Annotated in this window: 16 protein-coding genes and 2 pseudogenes; 14 read left to right on the top strand and 4 right to left on the bottom strand. The window is 57.0% G+C overall.

Annotated features, from left to right (window positions below; all coding sequences use genetic code 11):
- Positions 1-4: 4 nt before the first annotated feature.
- Positions 5-850 (bottom strand): citryl-CoA lyase, encoded by an 846-nt coding sequence (locus FIU83_RS05255; RefSeq protein ID WP_152483082.1) that lies wholly within the window; start codon positions 848-850, stop codon positions 5-7.
- Positions 847-2022 carry a CaiB/BaiF CoA-transferase family protein gene (locus tag FIU83_RS05250; RefSeq protein ID WP_253939547.1) on the bottom strand — a complete coding sequence of 392 codons (1176 nt, stop codon included), beginning with the start codon at positions 2020-2022 and terminating at the stop codon, positions 847-849. The genes FIU83_RS05255 and FIU83_RS05250 overlap by 4 nt, the downstream gene beginning before the upstream one ends.
- 117 nt (positions 2023-2139) lie before the next feature.
- Here FIU83_RS05250 and FIU83_RS05245 point away from each other — a divergent pair, with 117 nt between their 5' ends.
- Together FIU83_RS05245 and FIU83_RS05240 are read left to right on the top strand one after the other, a co-directional pair.
- The gene (locus tag FIU83_RS05245) at positions 2140-2802 is read left to right on the top strand and encodes an IclR family transcriptional regulator (RefSeq protein ID WP_152483081.1); all 663 of its coding nucleotides are present in this window, start codon (positions 2140-2142) and stop codon (positions 2800-2802) included.
- 470 nt (positions 2803-3272) lie between these two features.
- Complete coding sequence (locus FIU83_RS05240) at positions 3273-4463, top strand: site-specific integrase (RefSeq protein WP_152483080.1); 1191 nt, start codon at positions 3273-3275, stop codon at positions 4461-4463.
- 102 nt (positions 4464-4565) lie between these two features.
- Here FIU83_RS05240 and FIU83_RS05235 read toward each other — a convergent pair whose 3' ends face one another.
- A complete protein-coding gene (locus FIU83_RS05235) occupies positions 4566-5045 on the bottom strand; it encodes a hypothetical protein (RefSeq protein ID WP_172976023.1) in 480 nt (159 codons plus the stop codon).
- Positions 5046-5544: 499 nt separating this feature from the next.
- Between FIU83_RS05235 and FIU83_RS05230 the strand changes: the two genes are divergently transcribed.
- From FIU83_RS05230 to FIU83_RS05205, 12 genes and pseudogenes are all read left to right on the top strand, one after another.
- Entirely contained in the window at positions 5545-6222 is a 678-nt protein-coding gene (locus tag FIU83_RS05230; protein ID WP_152483078.1) for a hypothetical protein, read from the top strand.
- Positions 6219-6335, top strand: coding sequence for an S-adenosylmethionine synthetase N-terminal domain-containing protein (locus FIU83_RS17545; protein ID WP_216645063.1), 117 nt, complete (start codon positions 6219-6221; stop codon positions 6333-6335). The genes FIU83_RS05230 and FIU83_RS17545 overlap by 4 nt, the downstream gene beginning before the upstream one ends.
- 59 nt (positions 6336-6394) lie before the next feature.
- Positions 6395-6586 (top strand): hypothetical protein, encoded by a 192-nt coding sequence (locus tag FIU83_RS17540; protein WP_216645062.1) that lies wholly within the window; start codon positions 6395-6397, stop codon positions 6584-6586.
- Positions 6586-6642, top strand: a pseudogene (locus tag FIU83_RS17750) (hypothetical protein); the annotation flags it as partial. The gene FIU83_RS17540 and the pseudogene FIU83_RS17750, both read left to right, overlap by 1 nt.
- Positions 6643-6695: 53 nt before the next feature.
- Positions 6696-6854 carry a hypothetical protein gene (locus FIU83_RS17745; RefSeq protein WP_367642287.1) on the top strand — a complete coding sequence of 53 codons (159 nt, stop codon included), beginning with the start codon at positions 6696-6698 and terminating at the stop codon, positions 6852-6854.
- A complete protein-coding gene (locus FIU83_RS17700) occupies positions 6824-6946 on the top strand; it encodes a hypothetical protein (protein WP_301538571.1) in 123 nt (40 codons plus the stop codon). Before FIU83_RS17745 ends, FIU83_RS17700 begins: the two co-directional genes overlap by 31 nt.
- An 8-nt stretch (positions 6947-6954) precedes the next feature.
- A pseudogene (locus FIU83_RS17740) lies at positions 6955-7029 on the top strand (hypothetical protein); the annotation flags it as partial.
- A gap of 70 nt (positions 7030-7099) precedes the next feature.
- The gene (locus FIU83_RS17525; RefSeq protein WP_367642283.1) at positions 7100-7771 is read left to right on the top strand and encodes a methionine adenosyltransferase domain-containing protein; all 672 of its coding nucleotides are present in this window, start codon (positions 7100-7102) and stop codon (positions 7769-7771) included.
- 831 nt (positions 7772-8602) lie between these two features.
- On the top strand, positions 8603-9730 hold the full coding sequence (locus FIU83_RS05220) for a cysteine desulfurase family protein (protein ID WP_172976022.1): 1128 nt from the start codon (positions 8603-8605) through the stop codon (positions 9728-9730).
- Positions 9727-10629 carry a DUF4007 family protein gene (locus FIU83_RS05215; protein ID WP_152483076.1) on the top strand — a complete coding sequence of 301 codons (903 nt, stop codon included), beginning with the start codon at positions 9727-9729 and terminating at the stop codon, positions 10627-10629. Before FIU83_RS05220 ends, FIU83_RS05215 begins: the two co-directional genes overlap by 4 nt.
- A gap of 2 nt (positions 10630-10631) precedes the next feature.
- Entirely contained in the window at positions 10632-13934 is a 3303-nt protein-coding gene (locus FIU83_RS05210; RefSeq protein ID WP_152483075.1) for a hypothetical protein, read from the top strand.
- Complete coding sequence (locus FIU83_RS05205) at positions 13918-14733, top strand: phosphoadenosine phosphosulfate reductase family protein (RefSeq protein ID WP_152483074.1); 816 nt, start codon at positions 13918-13920, stop codon at positions 14731-14733. The genes FIU83_RS05210 and FIU83_RS05205 overlap by 17 nt, the downstream gene beginning before the upstream one ends.
- 115 nt (positions 14734-14848) lie before the next feature.
- Here the strand turns inward: FIU83_RS05205 and FIU83_RS05200 are convergent, their stop codons facing one another.
- On the bottom strand, positions 14849-17431 hold the full coding sequence (locus FIU83_RS05200) for a DNA phosphorothioation-associated putative methyltransferase (RefSeq protein WP_172976021.1): 2583 nt from the start codon (positions 17429-17431) through the stop codon (positions 14849-14851).
- Positions 17432-17449: the final 18 nt, after the last annotated feature.

The raw sequence follows: 17449 nt of genomic DNA, 5'->3' as shown, positions 1-17449 counted from the left end.
CAACCTAAGCTGACGTTTCGGGGGTCGCGTCGCCGACGCGGCGGGGAGGGTGGCCGTCGTAGTGCCACAGCCATCCCTTGGGCATAGGCCCCTTGTTGCGTCCTCCCTGACACTTCTGCTCCCAGGCGTGGGCGAGGATGCCCACGGAGCGGGACAGACAGAACAGCCCTCTGGCCAGCGGTGCGGGGAATGCCAGTTCGGCATAGATCGCCGCCGTGGCCCCATCGATATTCAGCGGGATCGGTTTCCCTTTCGCTTCTGCCAGCTGGCGTTCGATCTCGCGGGCGATAGCGGCATAGCGACCATCGACCTCATGACGTTCGGCCGCCTCATCGATCAACTGCAAAAGACGCGGTGCTCGCGGGTCGACGGGGTGAAAGCGGTGCCCGAAACCAGGCACGATCTTGCCGTGGCGCTCACGCCAGGCGTTCAGCTCCGCTTCTGTGGCCTCGACCAAGGGCATGCCGCCTGAGAGGCGCTCCTCGATAGACTGATAGAGCTCTACTGCCTGCTCACCTGCGCCACCATGGACGTCGTCGAGCACGTTGACGGCCGAGGCCATCGCGTTGTTGAGGCTGCTGCCACAGGTCATGGCCATGCGCGCGATGGCGATGCTCGGCGCCTGGGGGCCATGGTCCACTGCGCTCATCAGGGCCGCCTCCAGCAAAGTCGACTGGGCCTGAGTCGGCAGTTCGCCGCGGGTCATCAACCAGATCATCTCGGCGAAACCAATGCGGCCGATCAGCGCTTCGATGGGATAGCCGCGATAGCGGATCTCCCCGGGCTTCATATCGATGATCTCGGTGTGCCACCACTCCGCGGCCTGGGTATCGAGAGAATCCTGGGTCATGCGTCTGACTCCTCAACGTGATTGGTGGTGCGCGGCCCGAACCAGCGATCATTGTCGGCGCCCAGCAAGGGCGGGGGCGTCGGTACGCGAGGGGCCTGGCCATCAAACCGGTAACCGCCGCTCACGATCTCAAGAGGGCGGCCAATGCCGGCCTCGTCGAAGCGCTCGATCAACCCCCTGTCGCGAACCTGAGGATGGTTGAGTGCTTCCTCGACGCTGTAGACAGGCCCGGCAGGCACGCCCGCAGCCACGAGGGCGTGCCACCAGTGTTCGGTGGTGTTCTCGCTCAAGGCGGACTCGATCAGATCCTTCAGTTCTTGACGATGTTCGAGCCGCGCCTGACGCTCGGCGAAACGCGGGTCCTCAATCCACTCCGGATGCTGTAGCAACCGGCTCAGAGCCTCGAACTGTTCCTGCTTGTTGGCGGCGATATTGAGCAGGCCATCACCGGTGCGGAAGGTCCCCGAAGGACTGGCGGTGACGTTGTCATTACCGATAGGGGCCGGGGAGCGACCTGCCACCAGCAAGTTGGAGACCGCCCACCCCATGGTCGCGAGCACGGACTCGAGCATCGAGACATCGATGAACCTGGCCTGGCGTTCTTTCTCAGCCAAAGCGGCATTGATCGCCATGGCTGCCGTCAGCCCTCCAATGGTATCGGCCAGCGGATAACCAACCCGGTAAGGCGAATGCTCGGCGTCCCCTGTCACGCTCATCACTCCCGCCATGCCCTGAATGATCTGGTCATAGGCGGGAAAGGTGGATAGCGGGCCGTCTTGCCCAAACCCGGAAATGGCACAGTAGACGAGGCGAGGGTTAACTTCCTTGAGCTTGTCGAACTCGAGACCCAGCCGTGCCATCACACCAGGGCGAAAGTTTTCCACCAGCACGTCGGCGTCCTTGACCAAGCTGATGAATTTCTCGCGGTCCTCAGACTGTTTCAGATCCAGGGTGACGGATCCCTTGCCTGCGTTCTGTGCCAAGAAGGACACACCCATGTGCTCGCGATTCAGCTCGGCATCAGCACCCAGCTGCCTGGCCAGGTCTCCGCCACCGGGCCGCTCCACCTTGATCACCTCGGCGCCCAGGTGGGCGAGCTGGTGACAGCAGAATGGCCCCGCTAGGACATTGGTTAGGTCGAGGACCCGGTAGCCCTTGAGTGGCATCGACATGTTGTTGCCTCCAATAGAACCTGTTTCCTTAGAGAGAATAGTTAGCCCTTGGCAGTGTTGCAACCTGGTTTCGCCTGTCGCAACATCATCCTTTGGTCGCACACTATGGAGGCACCCGTGGCGCAACGACGTGTAGAGGCGGTAGAGCGAGCACTCACTCTGCTGGAAGCCTTCAATGAACATCGCCGTGAGTTTTCACTGACAGAACTGTCCCAAGCTACCGGTTATTACAAAAGCACTATCTTGCGCCTCATGGCGTCTCTAGAGGTGTTTGGATTCGTGGTTCGGGATGAGCGCGGGATCTACCGCATTGGGCCCGCATGTGCGCGCCTGGCCCCCTTGGCCGGGGAAGGTGTGCGGCTCGAGGGATTGGTACGCCCAGTACTCGTCGCATTGCGTGATGCCAGCGGTGAAACGGCATCTTTCTATATCCGCGACGGCGAGGAACGGGTATGCCTGTATAGGGAGAATGGGCGACACGAGGTCCGCCATCACCTGGAGCAAGGAGCGCGTCTTACCCTGGACCGGGGGGCCGCGGCGCGAGTGTTAAGAGGTAATGGTGAGCCCGGTGACGTCCAGGTATCGATGGGTGAACGAGAGCCCTCGGTGGCAGCCGCCGCCATCGCTATTCGTCGTCCTAATGGGGAGCTGTTGGGTGCCCTGGCACTTTCCGGGCCTCGCGAGCGCTTTACCGAAGCGCTGGAGCAACACCGCAACGTCTTGAGAGAAAAGGCAGAAGAGTTAGAGGCATACCTCCCGCATGGGCCCGTCAACTTCTAATGCCGGTCTGCGGAGTGGGGTTGATACCAGTTGGGAAACTCGCTACTGGCTCCCACCTGACATAACAAGGCCCGGTTCAGGATGGCACTCCTAAACCGGGGCGTTACCGAATATCGCCAAACATCAATCGCCTTCGCTGACGGTCTTCGTCTCGGATGCCATCCGGCGTCTCAAGAGAGGTTCCATGATGTAAGTCAGAGTCAGTTCCGGACCGGCTAAGGCAGGATAGAAAACAAAAAAGCCGCTGATTGCTCAGCGGCTTTCTCGATATTCGTGGCGGAGGGGGAGTCCGCTGCTTTAAGATACAATAAAATCCAGAACAGTTTATTTACCATCTGTTTTACATGCCTTTTTTTGTCTTTCTGTCCAAAAACATCCAAAGCTGTATCGCTGATTGCAGAGTAAAAGTATGGGCTAGAGTATGGGCTAGGGTATGGTACGCTGATTTCATCGACAACGAGGAGGCGGCCATGGGCAAGCTCACCACACGTGGAGTACAGAAGCTGGTCAGGGAGGCCAAGCCTGGATTAACCAACGATGGCGAGGGCCTGTATCTCAAGATCGGCAAGAAGAGGGGAGCAAGCTGGATCTATCGGTTCCGGCGAAATGGCAAGCTTCGCGACATGGGCCTTGGTAGCTATTCGGACGTCAACCTTGCTGAAGCGCGTGCTCGTGCCGGCAAAAACCGCAGCCTGGTCAAGGAGGGCCTTGACCCCCTTGAGGCCAAGGTAGAGGAAGAGCAAGCAGACGAGACAACTCCCTCCTTCACCAACTGTGCCGCGCGCTATATCAAGTCCCATCGCCGCAGCTGGCGGAACGCCAAGCATGCGCGGCAGTGGGTCAGCACCCTGAAGGCCTATGCCCGCCCGATAATCGGCACCAAGCCGGTCAATGAGGTCACCACCCAGGATGTCCTGAAGATACTGTCACCGATCTGGACCAGCAAAACCGAGACGGCCAAGCGGGTGCAGGGGCGGATCGAGAACGTCCTCGACTACGCCGCGGCGCATAACTACCGTGACCCAGTGAACCCAGCCCGCTGGCGTGGCCACCTCGATAAGCTTTTGGCCAAGCCATCAAGGGTCAAGAAGGTGACCCACCACCCGGCCATGCCTTACGACGAGGCCGCTGCCTTCATGGCCGTGCTCCAGGGCTACTCCAGTATCTCCTCCAAAGCGTTGCAGTTCCTGATACTGACAGCGACACGAACCTCAGAAGTACTGCGCTCGGAGTGGTCGGAGATAGATCTCGACAACGAGACATGGACGATCCCCGCCGAACGAATGAAGGCACGTCGAGAGCATCGAGTGCCGCTGTCTCGTCAGGCGATGACGCTGCTGACCCAGCTGCCACGTGTGAATGGCAATCCGTATGTCTTTCCCGGAGCTCGCCAGGGTCGCCCCCTCTCCAATATGGCCATGCTGCAGTTGATGCGAGGCATAGGTTATGGGCCGGATGGCGAGCATGGCGACTATGTCCCCCACGGTTTTCGGTCGAGCTTTCGTGACTGGACCGGCGAAGTCACCAGCTATCCCCGTGATGTAGCCGAAATGGCACTGGCCCACACCATCGAGAACAAGGTCGAAGCGGCCTACCGCCGAGGCGACCTCTTCGAGAAGCGACGAGCAATGATGCAAGAGTGGGCAGACTATCTTGCCTGAACTTCTGACGCCGGCCTCCCTGCTCTGCCCTAACTGCATAGGGCCACCCGCTGAGTAGCTTGAAACGGAGATGGCCTTGTCGGCATGCCAGCTCGTCGAGATTTATTCAGCGGGATCGTTCGACTGGAGCGCGAAGCTGTTGAGCCAGTGCTCCTTCTCGACGATGTGTTCATGAAGAGAGATGTAATGCACGGCCTTGGTGCTCAGCACGGTAAGGCAATCTCTGAGATACCCGGCGGGGACATCCATCCACGCACTCCAAGAATCGTCCCGACGCTGGCGAAGCAGCTGCGTCACCCCCTTCGGACACTCGAAGACCGGCACTGTTGAACCTCGGTACGTTAGGTACTGAGGCATGCCATGCGGGTCACGCTGCTGGATGTCGGCCACGATTTTAGCAAAGCCCGGCGGGCTCTGCTCGCCCACCATCGTGAAGACGAACTTCTCCCCCTGGCGCTCCTCGGGATACACGCATTTACCGCGCACTTCCAGCCAGCTACGCGCTAGCATCACCGGCGTATCGAGGTCTCCCCACAGGGGCTTCATTCTTAGGCGGCCATTCACCCCCAGCTCAACCTGCACGTCGTATCCTGTCACCCAGAGGGACAGGAGTTCGAAGGCATCCCGCCGCTGGCGCCGCCGCGCCTTTATCGGCATGACATCGCCCTCATCCGCTCCGATACCAACGTGGTCCAATCACATCACAACTCTACCTGACGATAGAATAGTTCAGGGAGACGTTAGCAGGCCTCCCGGTGCCGACCGGACAACCATCCCGCCGACACCGAGGTCCGCGGTGTCCCATGCCCCGTTGACATGCCTGGCCCTCGCTGTCTACCGTTGAGTCAGCGCCGATTTGAACCTCAGCTTGCGGGCGCTCTACAAATGCCGCTAAAGCGACGCTAAGAGGCCCGCTTTAGCACGTGCTGAGCGGTTTTTTGTTGCCTGGCCAACAGGCTACCGCCGATTTAAGCACCAACTTGCGGGCGGAATACAAATGCAGCTAAAGCGGCGCCGTGACTCCCTTCCCCCCTGAGTCGGCGCTTGTCGAGCGATCCCAAGGGTGGAACAAGGAGATTACATGCCCTACCTTCATCAGCCACCCCGCGACCTCACGCTGGATGTCTGGCTCAAACAGCCCGAGAACCGCATCTCCGTACCCGACGATGCCGAGCTTGCCTGCATGCAGGAGATCAACCTCGGCGCCGTTGACGTGATCCCCGAGGCGCTCTTCTTCCGGCGACACGCCGGAAGGGACGAGCTGTGGTCCGCCGCTCTAAACCACGATGCCCCCGGCAAGCCGCGGGAGGAGCAACTAGCCACTGCCTATCAACAGGGTCGCGTGGCCTATGCCGGCAGCCAGGGTGCCCGCGCCACGGGGGCGGAGATCCTGTTTCGTGCCCTTACCGCCGCCCGCCACGGCCATGTCTGGCCCGAAGATTTTCGCGAGGGTCCCCTGATCACCGAGTTGACCCATCACCGCATCGTCGGCGAGTTGGAGGCCGAAATCGAGCGCAACCGCCAGGAGGCCGAAGTGCAGTCCCAGGCACCGATCCTCGTGTTGGCCCGCAGGCTGGGCCTGCGGCCCGAGCCCGCCGGCCGATCGCCTTCCACCTGGTACGCCGACTGCCCCGGAAAGAGCCACCGACTGATGGTCAGCAGCAGGTCTGATCAGTTTGGTTGCGGCTACTGCCGAGTGAAAGGAGGCACCGCCGAGTTGGAGGCATTGGCGCACCAACGCAAGGGGGACTGCTCATGACCCGCCACTCAGAATCCGTCTGCGACGGCCATCCCAATAAGCTCGTCAATCCCATCTCCGACGTAATCCTGGATCGCTACTTCGAGATCGAGCCGATGGCCCGGGTCGCCTGAGAGCCCCTGATCGCTCCCATCTGGTGCCGGTGAGATCGGCTTTCCCACCAAACTGCGTCATGAACCAAGTGCTTGAGAAGATTCCAGGCATCGTGCGCAACGCCCTGCTCGACACCGTCTACAGCGAGACCTTCCTCGGAATCGATCCCGACAAGTGCAAGATAGTGGTCCGCGTGAACCAGCAGTCACTGCAGATTGCGCAAGCAGTGGAGCGAGACGAAGAGTACGGCGCCGGAGACCGAGGGGGCTGATGGACGGCTACGGCTGTGACGAGAGCCCGACGCTGATGCTGCTGCCGATCCTTCTCGCTCACCAGCTGATGATGCGCCACCGAGAGCTGCGCAAGAGCCGCACTCTTCCCTGGGGCTGCGACCGGATGCCAAAGCCCAGGTTACCATGCGCTACGAGGACGAGGAGCCAGTCGCCGTGGGAACGGAGGTGCTGTCGACCCAGCATGACGAAAGCGTGTCAGCGAGACCGTCGAGGAGATGCTGCCTCATGAGCTCATCGAACCGATGATTCCCGAGGGGCTGCGCGGCCACTCGATCCGCTACCTGATCAACCCGGCCGGGCGCTTCGAGATCCGCGGCCCCAGGCCGATGCCGGCCTAACTGGGCGCAAGGTCATCGTCGACAGCTATGGCGGTCGCTGCCCCAAGGCGGTGCCTTCTAAGGCAAGAACCCCACCAAGATGAATCGTGGTGCCTATGCCGCGCCCAGGGTCGCCAAGCATCTGGTGGCGACAGGCAACGCTGCAGCTGGCCTATGCCATCGGGCGCCCCGACCCCGTCTCGCTGCTGGTGGATACCCACGCCACCGGCACGGTGCTCGATGAGAACGCTGGAGCGCTCCATGCACAAGGCCTTCGACTTTTCGATTGCCGGCATCCTCAACGACCTTAGCCTTCAGTTTCAGCCCTACTACGACACCGTAGCCTACGGTCACTTCGGGAGGGATGACATCCGGTCACCCTGGAAAGAGATGCCGCAGATCCGCCAGCTACAGGACGCAGCGCGCGTGGCACGTCGAACGCCGCCGGACCAACAGCGCCTGCCCCAGATGGTACTCGGAGCCCGCCAGCTAGACGGGCTCTCCGATGCGATGGACGAGTGGTGGCAACCCGTTAAGGATGACCGGCCCACCACGGACGGTGGCGGACCAGCCTTGCCCAGGGAGGCTTCTATGCTGCACGCCGACATCATCAGTAAGGATGACGACCGCCATCGAGTCATGGCGATGGCTGACGGTCTGCAGAGCGTGATCCCCTGCATGTCGCTGGGGTTGAATCTGGAGATGCGCGAACGCTGCATGGCGTACCACCTCTTGCTCGGCTGGTCCACAGATCTCAGCACCTGGATGCTGTGGGCCGTCGATGCGCATGGCCCCCACTGGTCCGCCAAGGCCGGACCACCTGGTCTCCTGGCTGCCCCCCTATAGAAGGACCTGGAGGCCATCTCCGATGGCCTGCCCAGCTGGCGTCGGTGGATCACGGATGACGACATCCGGGCCACCTTGGAGAAGCTCAATTTCTCAATACCTACCGTGGAAGCGCTGCTGCCCGGAGCACATGACCGCTCGTGGCCGTTGCCAGTCAGGTTCGGTGTTCACTTAACCTTGTCCGAGGGCTGGGGCGCGAGCCGGGAGGTACGCCTACCTCGCAGCGTCACGATGCCGTCAGCATCAACGCTACCCTGGCTGAGGGCCACCGTGACGCAATTCAGCTGATCTAAACACTGCCGACCGAGAACGTAATACGGATGGAGCCCTGCGAGATGGATTGGCCGCTGATACGGCGAGGGAAGAATCCATTTTTTCGACAACTCTAGGCAGCTCTCTCTACAGGTTTTCTTACAGATCAGACACTTACATACGTTTTCTGCTTACACAAACAACGTAGAGTCGCTGCAGTCTGCGACCACCTTACGTTTGCCACAGCAGCAGACGCGCGCCAGCTACGCAAGTGACGGGGCACTCTCTGAGGTATTACGAACATAACCCGAGTTTACCCGGTGACTCGATGACGACACCACAAGCCGAGAGCTGACGTCAGAAGGCCTAGGAAGGGCTTCCGCCAGATGTCAAAACTGGACCAAGCCATTAATATCTTTTATTTCAAAGACTTACGAATCACAGGCTTCAGCAGACCAAGAAAACAATCAGTAGCTACTCTCGGCAACGGTGACTGCTGGATCCACATGGAAGACCTTGTCCAGCTGAAGAAGAACGTATACCTTTGTCGCTATGAAAAAGCCCGCACAGCAAATCTACTTGGACCACAACGCAACGACCCCTCCTCTACCGGAAGTGGTCGAAACCGTGTGCGAGGCTCTCCGTACCGCATACGGCAACCCGTCGAGCGGACATCGGCAGGGCGAGCCGGCACGTCGTCTCCTGCAGCGCGCACGCGAGACGCTACAAGGCTATCTCAGCACGCCTGATGATAAATTCTTTTTTACTGGAAGTGGCACGGAGGCGAACAACCTCGCCCTACGCTCTCTCGCCCGTCATGGCAGTTGCATCATTACCACTGCGATCGAGCATTCATCAATCTTAAGCTGTGCAACGCGTCTACAAGCTGAGGGATTACCTACAGAAGTCATAACGGCCACCGCAGAGGGTGAGGTAGACTTGTGCGTGCTGCGTCAGCAACTGTTGGCCCACCGCCATGCGGCTGTCTCAATTCAATGGATCAATAATGAAACCGGTGTTATTCAACCGGTCCGCGAGATTACGGCTTTAGCGCGCGAGCATGGTGCGCTCTTGCATATCGATGCAGCTCAGGCAATAGGAAAAATCGATACAAATTTTATAGAGGAGCTCGACCCCGACTTCCTCAGTCTGACTGCCCATAAGTTTAATGGTCCAGCCGGCGTTGGCGCCCTCTACGCACGGCAACCAACGCTCATCGACCCTCTTTGTGTCGGAGGTGGCCAACAAGGCGGTTGGCATGCCGGCACCGAAAATACGGCCGGTATCGCCGGACTGCAGCGTGCACTTGAGCTGCGCTACAGCAAGCACCATGAAGCCATTGCTCATATGGCTAAACTTCGTGACATCTTTGAGAAGACAGTGCTTGGCCGGTGCTCATGGGTGCTCATTAATGGGAACCGCGATAAGCGAGTCTGTAACACATCGAATCTTTGCTTCGAGGGCATCGACGGGCAAGCATTAGTTGGCCGCCTTGATACATTAGGCATCTACTGTTCGCAAAGCTCTGCCTGTACAACCGGCCGACCAGAGCCTTCCCACGTGCTACGTGCAATGGGCCTGAGTGAGGCCCAGGCATACGCTAGCGTTCGCTTTTCGTTCGGAGTTACTAATACATATCAAGAAGCGGAGCTCGCCGCGACCATTGTCGCTGCCGAAGCCGAGCATCTGAAGAGGATTTTCGCATGAGATTTGGCGGACACGAGACGTTTCCCGTCCGCGAAGGTTGGCTCCATAAGGGCCTAACTCTGATCGAGGACAAAGAGGAAGCGTTCAGCGACCCCTATGTTGCTGACACTCTAGGCGTAGGCCGTAATATGGCTAAATCAATTCGCCATTGGCTCATTGCTACAGGGCTAGCTAAGACGCAACCTGGACAAAAGGGAAAGAAGAGCAAGGTTTTGGTGCCCACCGAGCTTGGCAGGCTGATTTTGAAACATGACCGATATTTCCTGCAGATCGGAACCTGGATCGCACTGCATATCAATCTCGTGAACAATCCGGATGAGGCCCAGAGTTGGCACTGGTTTTTCTCTCGTTACAGCGCTCATCGCTTCGATCGGATTGCCTGTTCAGAGGCCCTCAAGCGTCATCTGGATGCTTCACAGCAGCGCTCGCCGGTCCTGAGAACTCTGCAACGCGATGTCGCCTGCTTGCTCTCTACCTACGCCGTGCCAGTTCCGAATGAACATGCTGATCCAGAAGATGCCTCCGACTCTCCCTTCCGGCGCCTGGGCCTCCTGACATACTTCCGGGACTCACACATGTATCGGCGTAACGAGCTAGACGTCGCCACCATCCCGGTGGAAATGCTCGGCTACGCATTAAGCGTCAACGGTGCGCTAAAAGAGGGAGGCCTACCGTTGCGGGAGGCATGCTTCATCGAAGGTGGCCTGGGCCGTTGTCTACAACTCAGCCTCGATGCCTTTATCGATGTCGTCGAAAAGGCAGAGTCGGAGCTTTCAGAAGGCACCGTAAGGGTGATCAGCTCAGCCGGAGAGCGCAAGCTACATGTTGCCGCACTCCCTCCCATCAAGTGGATCGAAGCCTATTACCATCGAACCCAAGCTCAGGTAGTCGCAGCATAGCCATGCAACAAGAAACCCCATTTCTGCGTTCCATCAACGTCGTCTTCGACGCTAGCGAACCTGAGCGTATCGGCCACTACGAGCCGACGTCCAAGGCCATTGCCTTTCTGCAAGGCGTCAGCGGCCATAGTGATAGTCGCGCCTTTTTCGTTATCGCCCCTTACGGTTCGGGAAAATCCATCAGCGCCACCTATCTCCTGCAGTTAGTGGAAAATCGCAAGCACGCCTGGACGACGCTCGAGGCGGTGGGCCAGCGTCTGCAGCGGGTTGAGCCACAGCTCGGCGACTTTGCACAGAAACGGCTCGCTCATGGAAATATCCATGGTGTTGTAATTGCGCTCGAAGGTGCCATACAAGACGTTGGCCTCGCCATACGCGATGCTGCGTGCGCTTCGCTGCAGCGCTTGGGTATGCAAGATCTTGCCCAAGCACTCAAGCAGATAGATGCCAGCGGTATCGCCGGGGCACTTGCGGTCTTAGATTATCTCAAGGACAAAAGCACACTCTCAAAATCCGAACCATGCCAAATTGATCGTGTTGTCCTGCTATGGGATGAGTTTGGCCGCCATGTCGAGCAGCTCATCCGCAATGGCCACCCCCAGCGCCTGGCTGATATTCAGACTTTGGCCGAGTACGCAGCACGCACTCAGAAATTGCCGGTCACGCTCGGCCTCCTCATGCATCAAGGGCTGCTGCAATACGCGACGGGCCTCAGCCAATCCATGCTGGGCGAATGGCGAAAGATCGAAGGCCGCTTCGAGCCCATCCAGTACGTTGATGACAGCCGCGAACTTTACCGTCTTATCGGTAATATTATCGACACGCAAAAACCGCGCGAGCTTTCACTTTCACACTCCGACAAACACATAGCCGACCGGGCCCTAGAAGTGGGTTTACTGACGGACCTTGAAGGCGAACTGCCAGACCTGCTTTCACGCGCTTACCCCCTTCATCCGGCTGCGCTCCATATCTTGCCGCGCCTTGCCGCCCGTGCCGCACAGCATGAGCGCACTCTCTTTGGGTTCGTGCTCTCAGCGGATTTAGAACAATCTGTCACACCCGAACATTTATATGACTACTTCGCAGTCGCAATGCAGGCTGATACTGGCGTCGGCGGTACGTACCGTAAGTGGCTCGAAACCGAAAGCGCGCTCTCTAAAGTCGACGACAAACTCGAGGCCCGCGCCCTAAAGACTGCGAGCATCCTCGAGCTCGGTCTCTCTGGCGAGCGCAGCCGTGTCAGTCGCTCATTGTTAGAGTTCGCGCTCGGTGATACTCCCAAGTCTAAGCGCACTATAGACCAACTAATCGAACGTAAGCTACTACTGCATCGTCGCCGCAGCGATCAAGTCTCACTCTGGCACGGCACCGATGTCGATCTCCGCAGCCGGCTTGAGGAGGAGCTCGCGCGCCTTGAGGGCGACTTTGACATCCTCGCGCTGCTCAACAAGGAGTTTCGCCCTTCTGTCTGGCGGCCGGTGCGTTACAATGACAAGTACAGCATCCGCCGCTACTTCGAGTGTGAGTACATCCCTGCGCAAGATCTGATCAGCAGCAATAGTGGCTCAACGCAAAGCTGTGCGCAGGCCGATGGTCGGGTCCTTTACGTCGTGCCACAGAACGAGAAAGATTACGATGCAGCTTGCCAGGCGGCATTAAATAATGATGATCCTCTGACGGTCATCGCGGTACCAAGCCAGATGATCGATATCCGTGCCGCCGCGGCGGAGCTGATTTGCTTGACCCGAATGCAAGATGATGAGGCACTGCTCGCCGAAGACCCACTCATCAGCACTGAACTACAGCAGATGCTTGATGAGACTCAGATTCATCTGCACAACCAGCTAACCCGTCTCACCCAACCCGGATTTGAGGCACTTTGGTTTAATGGTGGTGAAGCGCTTCATATCACAGATCGCGCAGATCTGTTAACCACACTATCCGATATCTGCGAGAATCTCTTTAGAAGCACTCCTGTCATCAAGAATGAGATGATTGTACGCCATAAACCGTCGCCACAACTCGTCAATGCACGGCGCAAAGTGATAATGGGGATTCTTGAGCGCCATGGTGAGGAAAGGCTCGGCATCGCCGGAGAATATGCAGATGCTTCTATATTCCGGACGGTACTTTCCAATACTGGTTTATATACAAAAGCAACCGATGGCGAGGACGTCTACGTCTATAAACAGCCGACAGACCTTAAAGACCCGGCGCTTGCCGAAGTTTGGCAGAAGTTCAGGGATCTTCTAACAATCCCGGATGAGCAGCCTAAGGATCTTGCTGGTTTCTTCTCTGAGCTAGCGGCGCCCCCCTATGGAATGCGTGATGGCGTCATGCCAATTTTATTTGCGGCAGCGCTCAAAGCTTTTCCCTCTGCGCTCTCTATAAGCGATGAGAAAGGCAACTACCTGGAGGATCTACTTCCTAGGCATATCGAGAGCATTTGCCGCCAGCCGAGTGCTTTCACGCTGAGAGTCATGATGCTCGACTCGGAAACACGCCGCTATCTTATCAATCTAGGCGAAGTTTTCGGTGCCGACTTCTTTAGGGCAAGTGACTTGATTCGTGCGGTGTATGACGGTGTCGAGGCTTGGAGGGTGAAGCTCCCCCCCGGCGCCTTGGACACCTCTGAGGTACCAGCCGACGTTCGGGGACTACAGCATTCGCTGTCCGGTGAGGTCAGTCCAGTACAATTATTCTTCCACCGTTTCCCACAGCTCGCCGGAGTTGATACCAAGGACTATGACGGTATAGTTCGTTGGGCTGCTTCTGCCACAAGTAGACTGGCTAGCGTCGTCGATCGCTATCGTGAAAGCATCCTCGCTACGGTCGATGACAACCTCCGGCTAATAACGGATGCCGCACTAGACAGCAGCACAATGGCGCGATTTGAGCGCTGGCGCCAAACCATACCGCAGTATGTTCGTAAGCAGCTTTCAGGTCTCGCAAAGGCGGTACTCACACTGCCCCTGGCCCGGTTCTCAGATGATTACGCATTTGCCGACGCGCTTGCTGCCATCGTTGCTGAGAAAAAACCGCAGCGTTGGACCGACAGCGACCTCGTTCGCTTCCGTAACAACTTCGCAGCGTTAGTAGGCCAGATCGAAACCCAAGCGCTCGCACTCGACTCCGATCATCCCCCGAGCGCAGAGGGTCGTGCTGCCATTGCAAAACTGTACACTAATCGCATCGAAACCTTGATGGGCAACCTTTCACAGCTAATCGGTCATTCTGATGCCCAAGCACAGCTACGCCATCTAATAGACCAAACTGAGGAGGCTAAACATGGCGACTCTGGATGAAGCCTTAGCCAAAGCTAACGATACTAGCGTTAAACATATCGTCAGCCTATCCGGTGGTAAAGATTCAACAGCACTCGCGCTCTTTATGCGAGAGCATTACCCCGAGCTTCCCGTCGAATACGTATTTTGTGATACCGGCGTCGAACTACCGGAAACAGACGAATACCTCGAGCGACTTGAGGCAGTACTCGGCACAGAGATTGTCCGCCTCAATGCACTTGATAAGCTCGGCGCAAAAAAAAAGGGTAACCGTAATCCTTTTGATCTTTGGCTTGAAGTTTATGGTGGCTACCTCCCGAGCCCTCGCTCACGCTGGTGCACTCGGGTGCTTAAGATCCAGCCATTCGAGGACTACGTTGGTGCAAATACCGCATATAGTTATATCGGTATTCGCCACGACGAGAACCGTGAAGGATACACACAACAGTCGAATAAACCGCCTGCTCTCTCTGATAAACCTAACATTTTGCCCATCTATCCATTCAAAGAGCACAAGATGGGACTGACAGACATCCAGCGCCTGTTGGAAGAATCAGGGCTAGGTCTGCCTAAGTACTACAACTGGCGCTCGCGTTCTGGCTGTTACTTTTGTTTCTACCAGCAAAAAGGCGAGTGGCAGGCGCTTAAGCGCAACCACCCCGATCTCTTCGCTCGCGCAAAGATGTATGAGAACCCTGTAAACGGTGCGCAATTCACCTGGGTCGAAGGACGCACTCTTGAGGATCTTGAAAAAGATCCCCGACAGTATGAAGTGAAGGCGCCAGACGAAGTCGATGGTTGCGCTATCTGTCATCTTTAACAATCAAGACATAAGAGCGTTCAAGAGAAAAATTTTCGATAATTCTTGTAAATATAATACAGAAAATCATTGAAGCCCTTAGAAAGAGGGAGGAAGAAGAGGGTAAGGGCGATCCTTACCTTCCTCCTTTTTTTAACAACTCATTCAGCCAGGCACACGGATCTCTTTTAACATTAGGGATTTTTTTACAGTCACAAGTTGTCACCATTTCCACAACGAGCTTATTCGCTTCTGGACCAATGCTCACATGAAGAGGACGATCATGCCCATAAAAATAAAGCCTATCAAAAGCACAGTGGTCATAAATCCATAAAGCAACCTCAGCCATATCCTCTTCCTCAATAAGAAAGTCCACCGCCGCCCCTAATCGCTTACATATCCTATTACCCCGGCTGCTATACTCGGACCCTGCATGCTGATCGCGCGATGGATCATTCCGCCCCGGCACCTTTCGCGCGAGTTCCGCGCTACAGAATCCATAGGTCAGCTTAATCCCCCCAAAGTAGTCCATAACCGGGTCAATTACCTCATAGGCAAGATTTACCAATGCGTTGTAAGTCTCCGGCTCTTTGGGAATGTTCGGTATATCGTATTTATTCTGAGTTTCTCCGCATTCGACAAAATCTCGGAAACAATGATACTTACCACAGGGCTCGTCAAGCGACGGTAAATCGGTAGCGCCTACGAGCTCGAAGCCCTGCACCTCAAGTCGTAAACTACGCAGTTTCGCGTCAAACTTATTTCTTCGAGGCCCATGTCCAGAAAAATCGAATAGCTCGAGGTCAGCAAGCTGACGCTCGAATTCCTGCTGTTCCTCGTAATTCGGAAACTCTTCACTGACGTAGCGGGACTTGTTATACAGATACGGCGAAGGGTATTCATCACCATACTCGAACAAGTCGATGTACTGACTGCGGAAGTCTAGCTTCACACGCTCCACCATGAGCGGCAGCACCCTTCCTTCAAAGTCATCGTAGGACATCAACGACAGCTTACCGGTCCCGGCGTGGATCTTGACCAGATCTGCCGCCTGAGGGTCGCCGTAAAGCTGAGTCGCGCAGCCAACATACACCCGTAGCCGCTCGGGAAGGCGCTCTACATCGCCCGTGTACAGCGTCAAGGAGCGCTGCTCATCATCGAGACAGCCAATACCGGCTTCGGCGGCCGCTTGGCAGTCTGCATGTATGTTCTCGGGATTGCCGATCGAATAAAGTAAGTCCGCGGCACTCTCGCGCGCCATGCGCAGCGAACCAAAAAAAGCTTTAATATCGCGCTGTATACCCGAAGAGTACTTGCTAAAGCGTTGACGCGACCGAAACAGCTGTAGAGCGAGGTAGACGCGTAGGTCGCTAGCGCGTGCTTGCCCCGCCTCGGTGATCAGCTCATCCCCGTGGTAACGCTTCAGAAATGAGAGCGCGCGGCGCAGAGTGCCAAAGTGCTCTAGTAGACCGTCAAGGTTATCGACCTCGTCCTGATGTGGTGCCCGGCCGAGACTGAGAAAGACTTCCCAAACAGGATCGAGCACACTCTGATGCTCCCGATAGACCGCTTCCGCGCGCTCTTTACGGCTGCATACAGGAACACGTTGACGTAAGTGCTTTAGGTGTACGCGGTTGACTACTCGGCGCTCAAGAAAGACCTGTGCATCTTGCTCCTCGCGAAACGCAAAGAACACGCCGGGTGAAACCGGCACCGGCTCGACATCAAGTACGTCCTCGATGAATGTCTTGCACTCTTCCTGTGTGAAGTACTTCTGAAATGTACCCCGGCTGGTTAGCACCCCGTCACCAAATGCAGCATGCTCTGCAGACGAGGTTCCTTGCAGCATTACGCCTACCACAAGCAGTTCCTGCGCATGTGCATACGCATCAGCGAGTACACGCACTCTTTCTTCTGGTTGTTCGATCACATTGATCACGAAGCCGAGATTGACGATGGGGGCCATAACCTTCTCGGCGCCTGGCCGAAAGTGCGGGTCCCAGCCGCAAGCTGGCACGCCGTTCAACTCAAGCAGGCGCAGATCATCGCCTCGGCCGCATCCGTAGTCGAACACAACGCGGCGACCGTCGAGGTAACCATGGCGGGCTAACGCTTGCATCGGTCGCGAAAAAGAATAGCGGCGCAGTGCCGTGCGATGGCGTTGTACTTCAGCCTGCTCGCGCAGCTCCTCGTGATTAACAATCTCTAGCGTATGCCCTTTCACACAAAAGCCACTAGTTGTCAGACGCTCTTGCCACTGTCTTTGATAGCCAACAGCGTGGCTGTTTTTGTATAAGCCGGCGCGTTCGAGTGTCTGCGTAAACTGCGCATACTCTAGATAGCGCGGGTGCCTGGAACTGAGCAAAAGCTCCTTCCGATGCAACACAGGTCGATTGCTGACTTTGGAGTAGTCCAGCACCCGTACGGTCTCGTCTACGAGATTAATACGATAGCTACGAACCAGCTCGGGGAACGCGTTGTCGAAAAATTTCATATAATCAAGCAGTGATACTCTGCCACACTTAAGTCCGAGCTTAGCAACGTTCCAATTAACCGCGCCCGCAAGTTCCTCTGCGCGTGAAAGGGCGGCCTGGGCGCTATCATTAAGCTCATCACAGGCACTGCGATGAATGTACAAGTAGCCGCCGACGCGCTTTCCTAGCTGTAATCCGGAACGAGTTGCAAGGTTCTCCCCCACTTGTGTTTTCGTCTTTTCCATATTCAAACCCATTCTCAG

This window comes from Halomonas sp. THAF5a, assembly GCF_009363755.1.
GTDB lineage: Bacteria > Pseudomonadota > Gammaproteobacteria > Pseudomonadales > Halomonadaceae > Halomonas.
The sequence above is the reverse complement of the archived record's forward strand: the minus strand, read 5'-3'. Positions and strand labels throughout refer to the sequence as shown.

Coding starts and splice junctions, on each gene's coding strand:
- FIU83_RS17545 (WP_216645063.1), top strand. CDS start 6,219: ATGACCCGCCACTCAGAATCCGTCTGCGACGGCCATCCCAATAAGCTC.
- FIU83_RS17700 (WP_301538571.1), top strand. CDS start 6,824: ATGCTGCCTCATGAGCTCATCGAACCGATGATTCCCGAGGGGCTGCGC.
- FIU83_RS05215 (WP_152483076.1), top strand. CDS start 9,727: ATGAGATTTGGCGGACACGAGACGTTTCCCGTCCGCGAAGGTTGGCTC.
- FIU83_RS05240 (WP_152483080.1), top strand. CDS start 3,273: ATGGGCAAGCTCACCACACGTGGAGTACAGAAGCTGGTCAGGGAGGCC.
- FIU83_RS05205 (WP_152483074.1), top strand. CDS start 13,918: ATGGCGACTCTGGATGAAGCCTTAGCCAAAGCTAACGATACTAGCGTT.
- FIU83_RS05230 (WP_152483078.1), top strand. CDS start 5,545: ATGCCCTACCTTCATCAGCCACCCCGCGACCTCACGCTGGATGTCTGG.
- FIU83_RS17540 (WP_216645062.1), top strand. CDS start 6,395: ATGAACCAAGTGCTTGAGAAGATTCCAGGCATCGTGCGCAACGCCCTG.
- FIU83_RS05200 (WP_172976021.1), bottom strand. CDS start 17,431: ATGGAAAAGACGAAAACACAAGTGGGGGAGAACCTTGCAACTCGTTCC.
- FIU83_RS05250 (WP_253939547.1), bottom strand. CDS start 2,022: ATGTCGATGCCACTCAAGGGCTACCGGGTCCTCGACCTAACCAATGTC.
- FIU83_RS05210 (WP_152483075.1), top strand. CDS start 10,632: ATGCAACAAGAAACCCCATTTCTGCGTTCCATCAACGTCGTCTTCGAC.
- FIU83_RS05255 (WP_152483082.1), bottom strand. CDS start 850: ATGACCCAGGATTCTCTCGATACCCAGGCCGCGGAGTGGTGGCACACC.
- FIU83_RS17525 (WP_367642283.1), top strand. CDS start 7,100: ATGCCATCGGGCGCCCCGACCCCGTCTCGCTGCTGGTGGATACCCACG.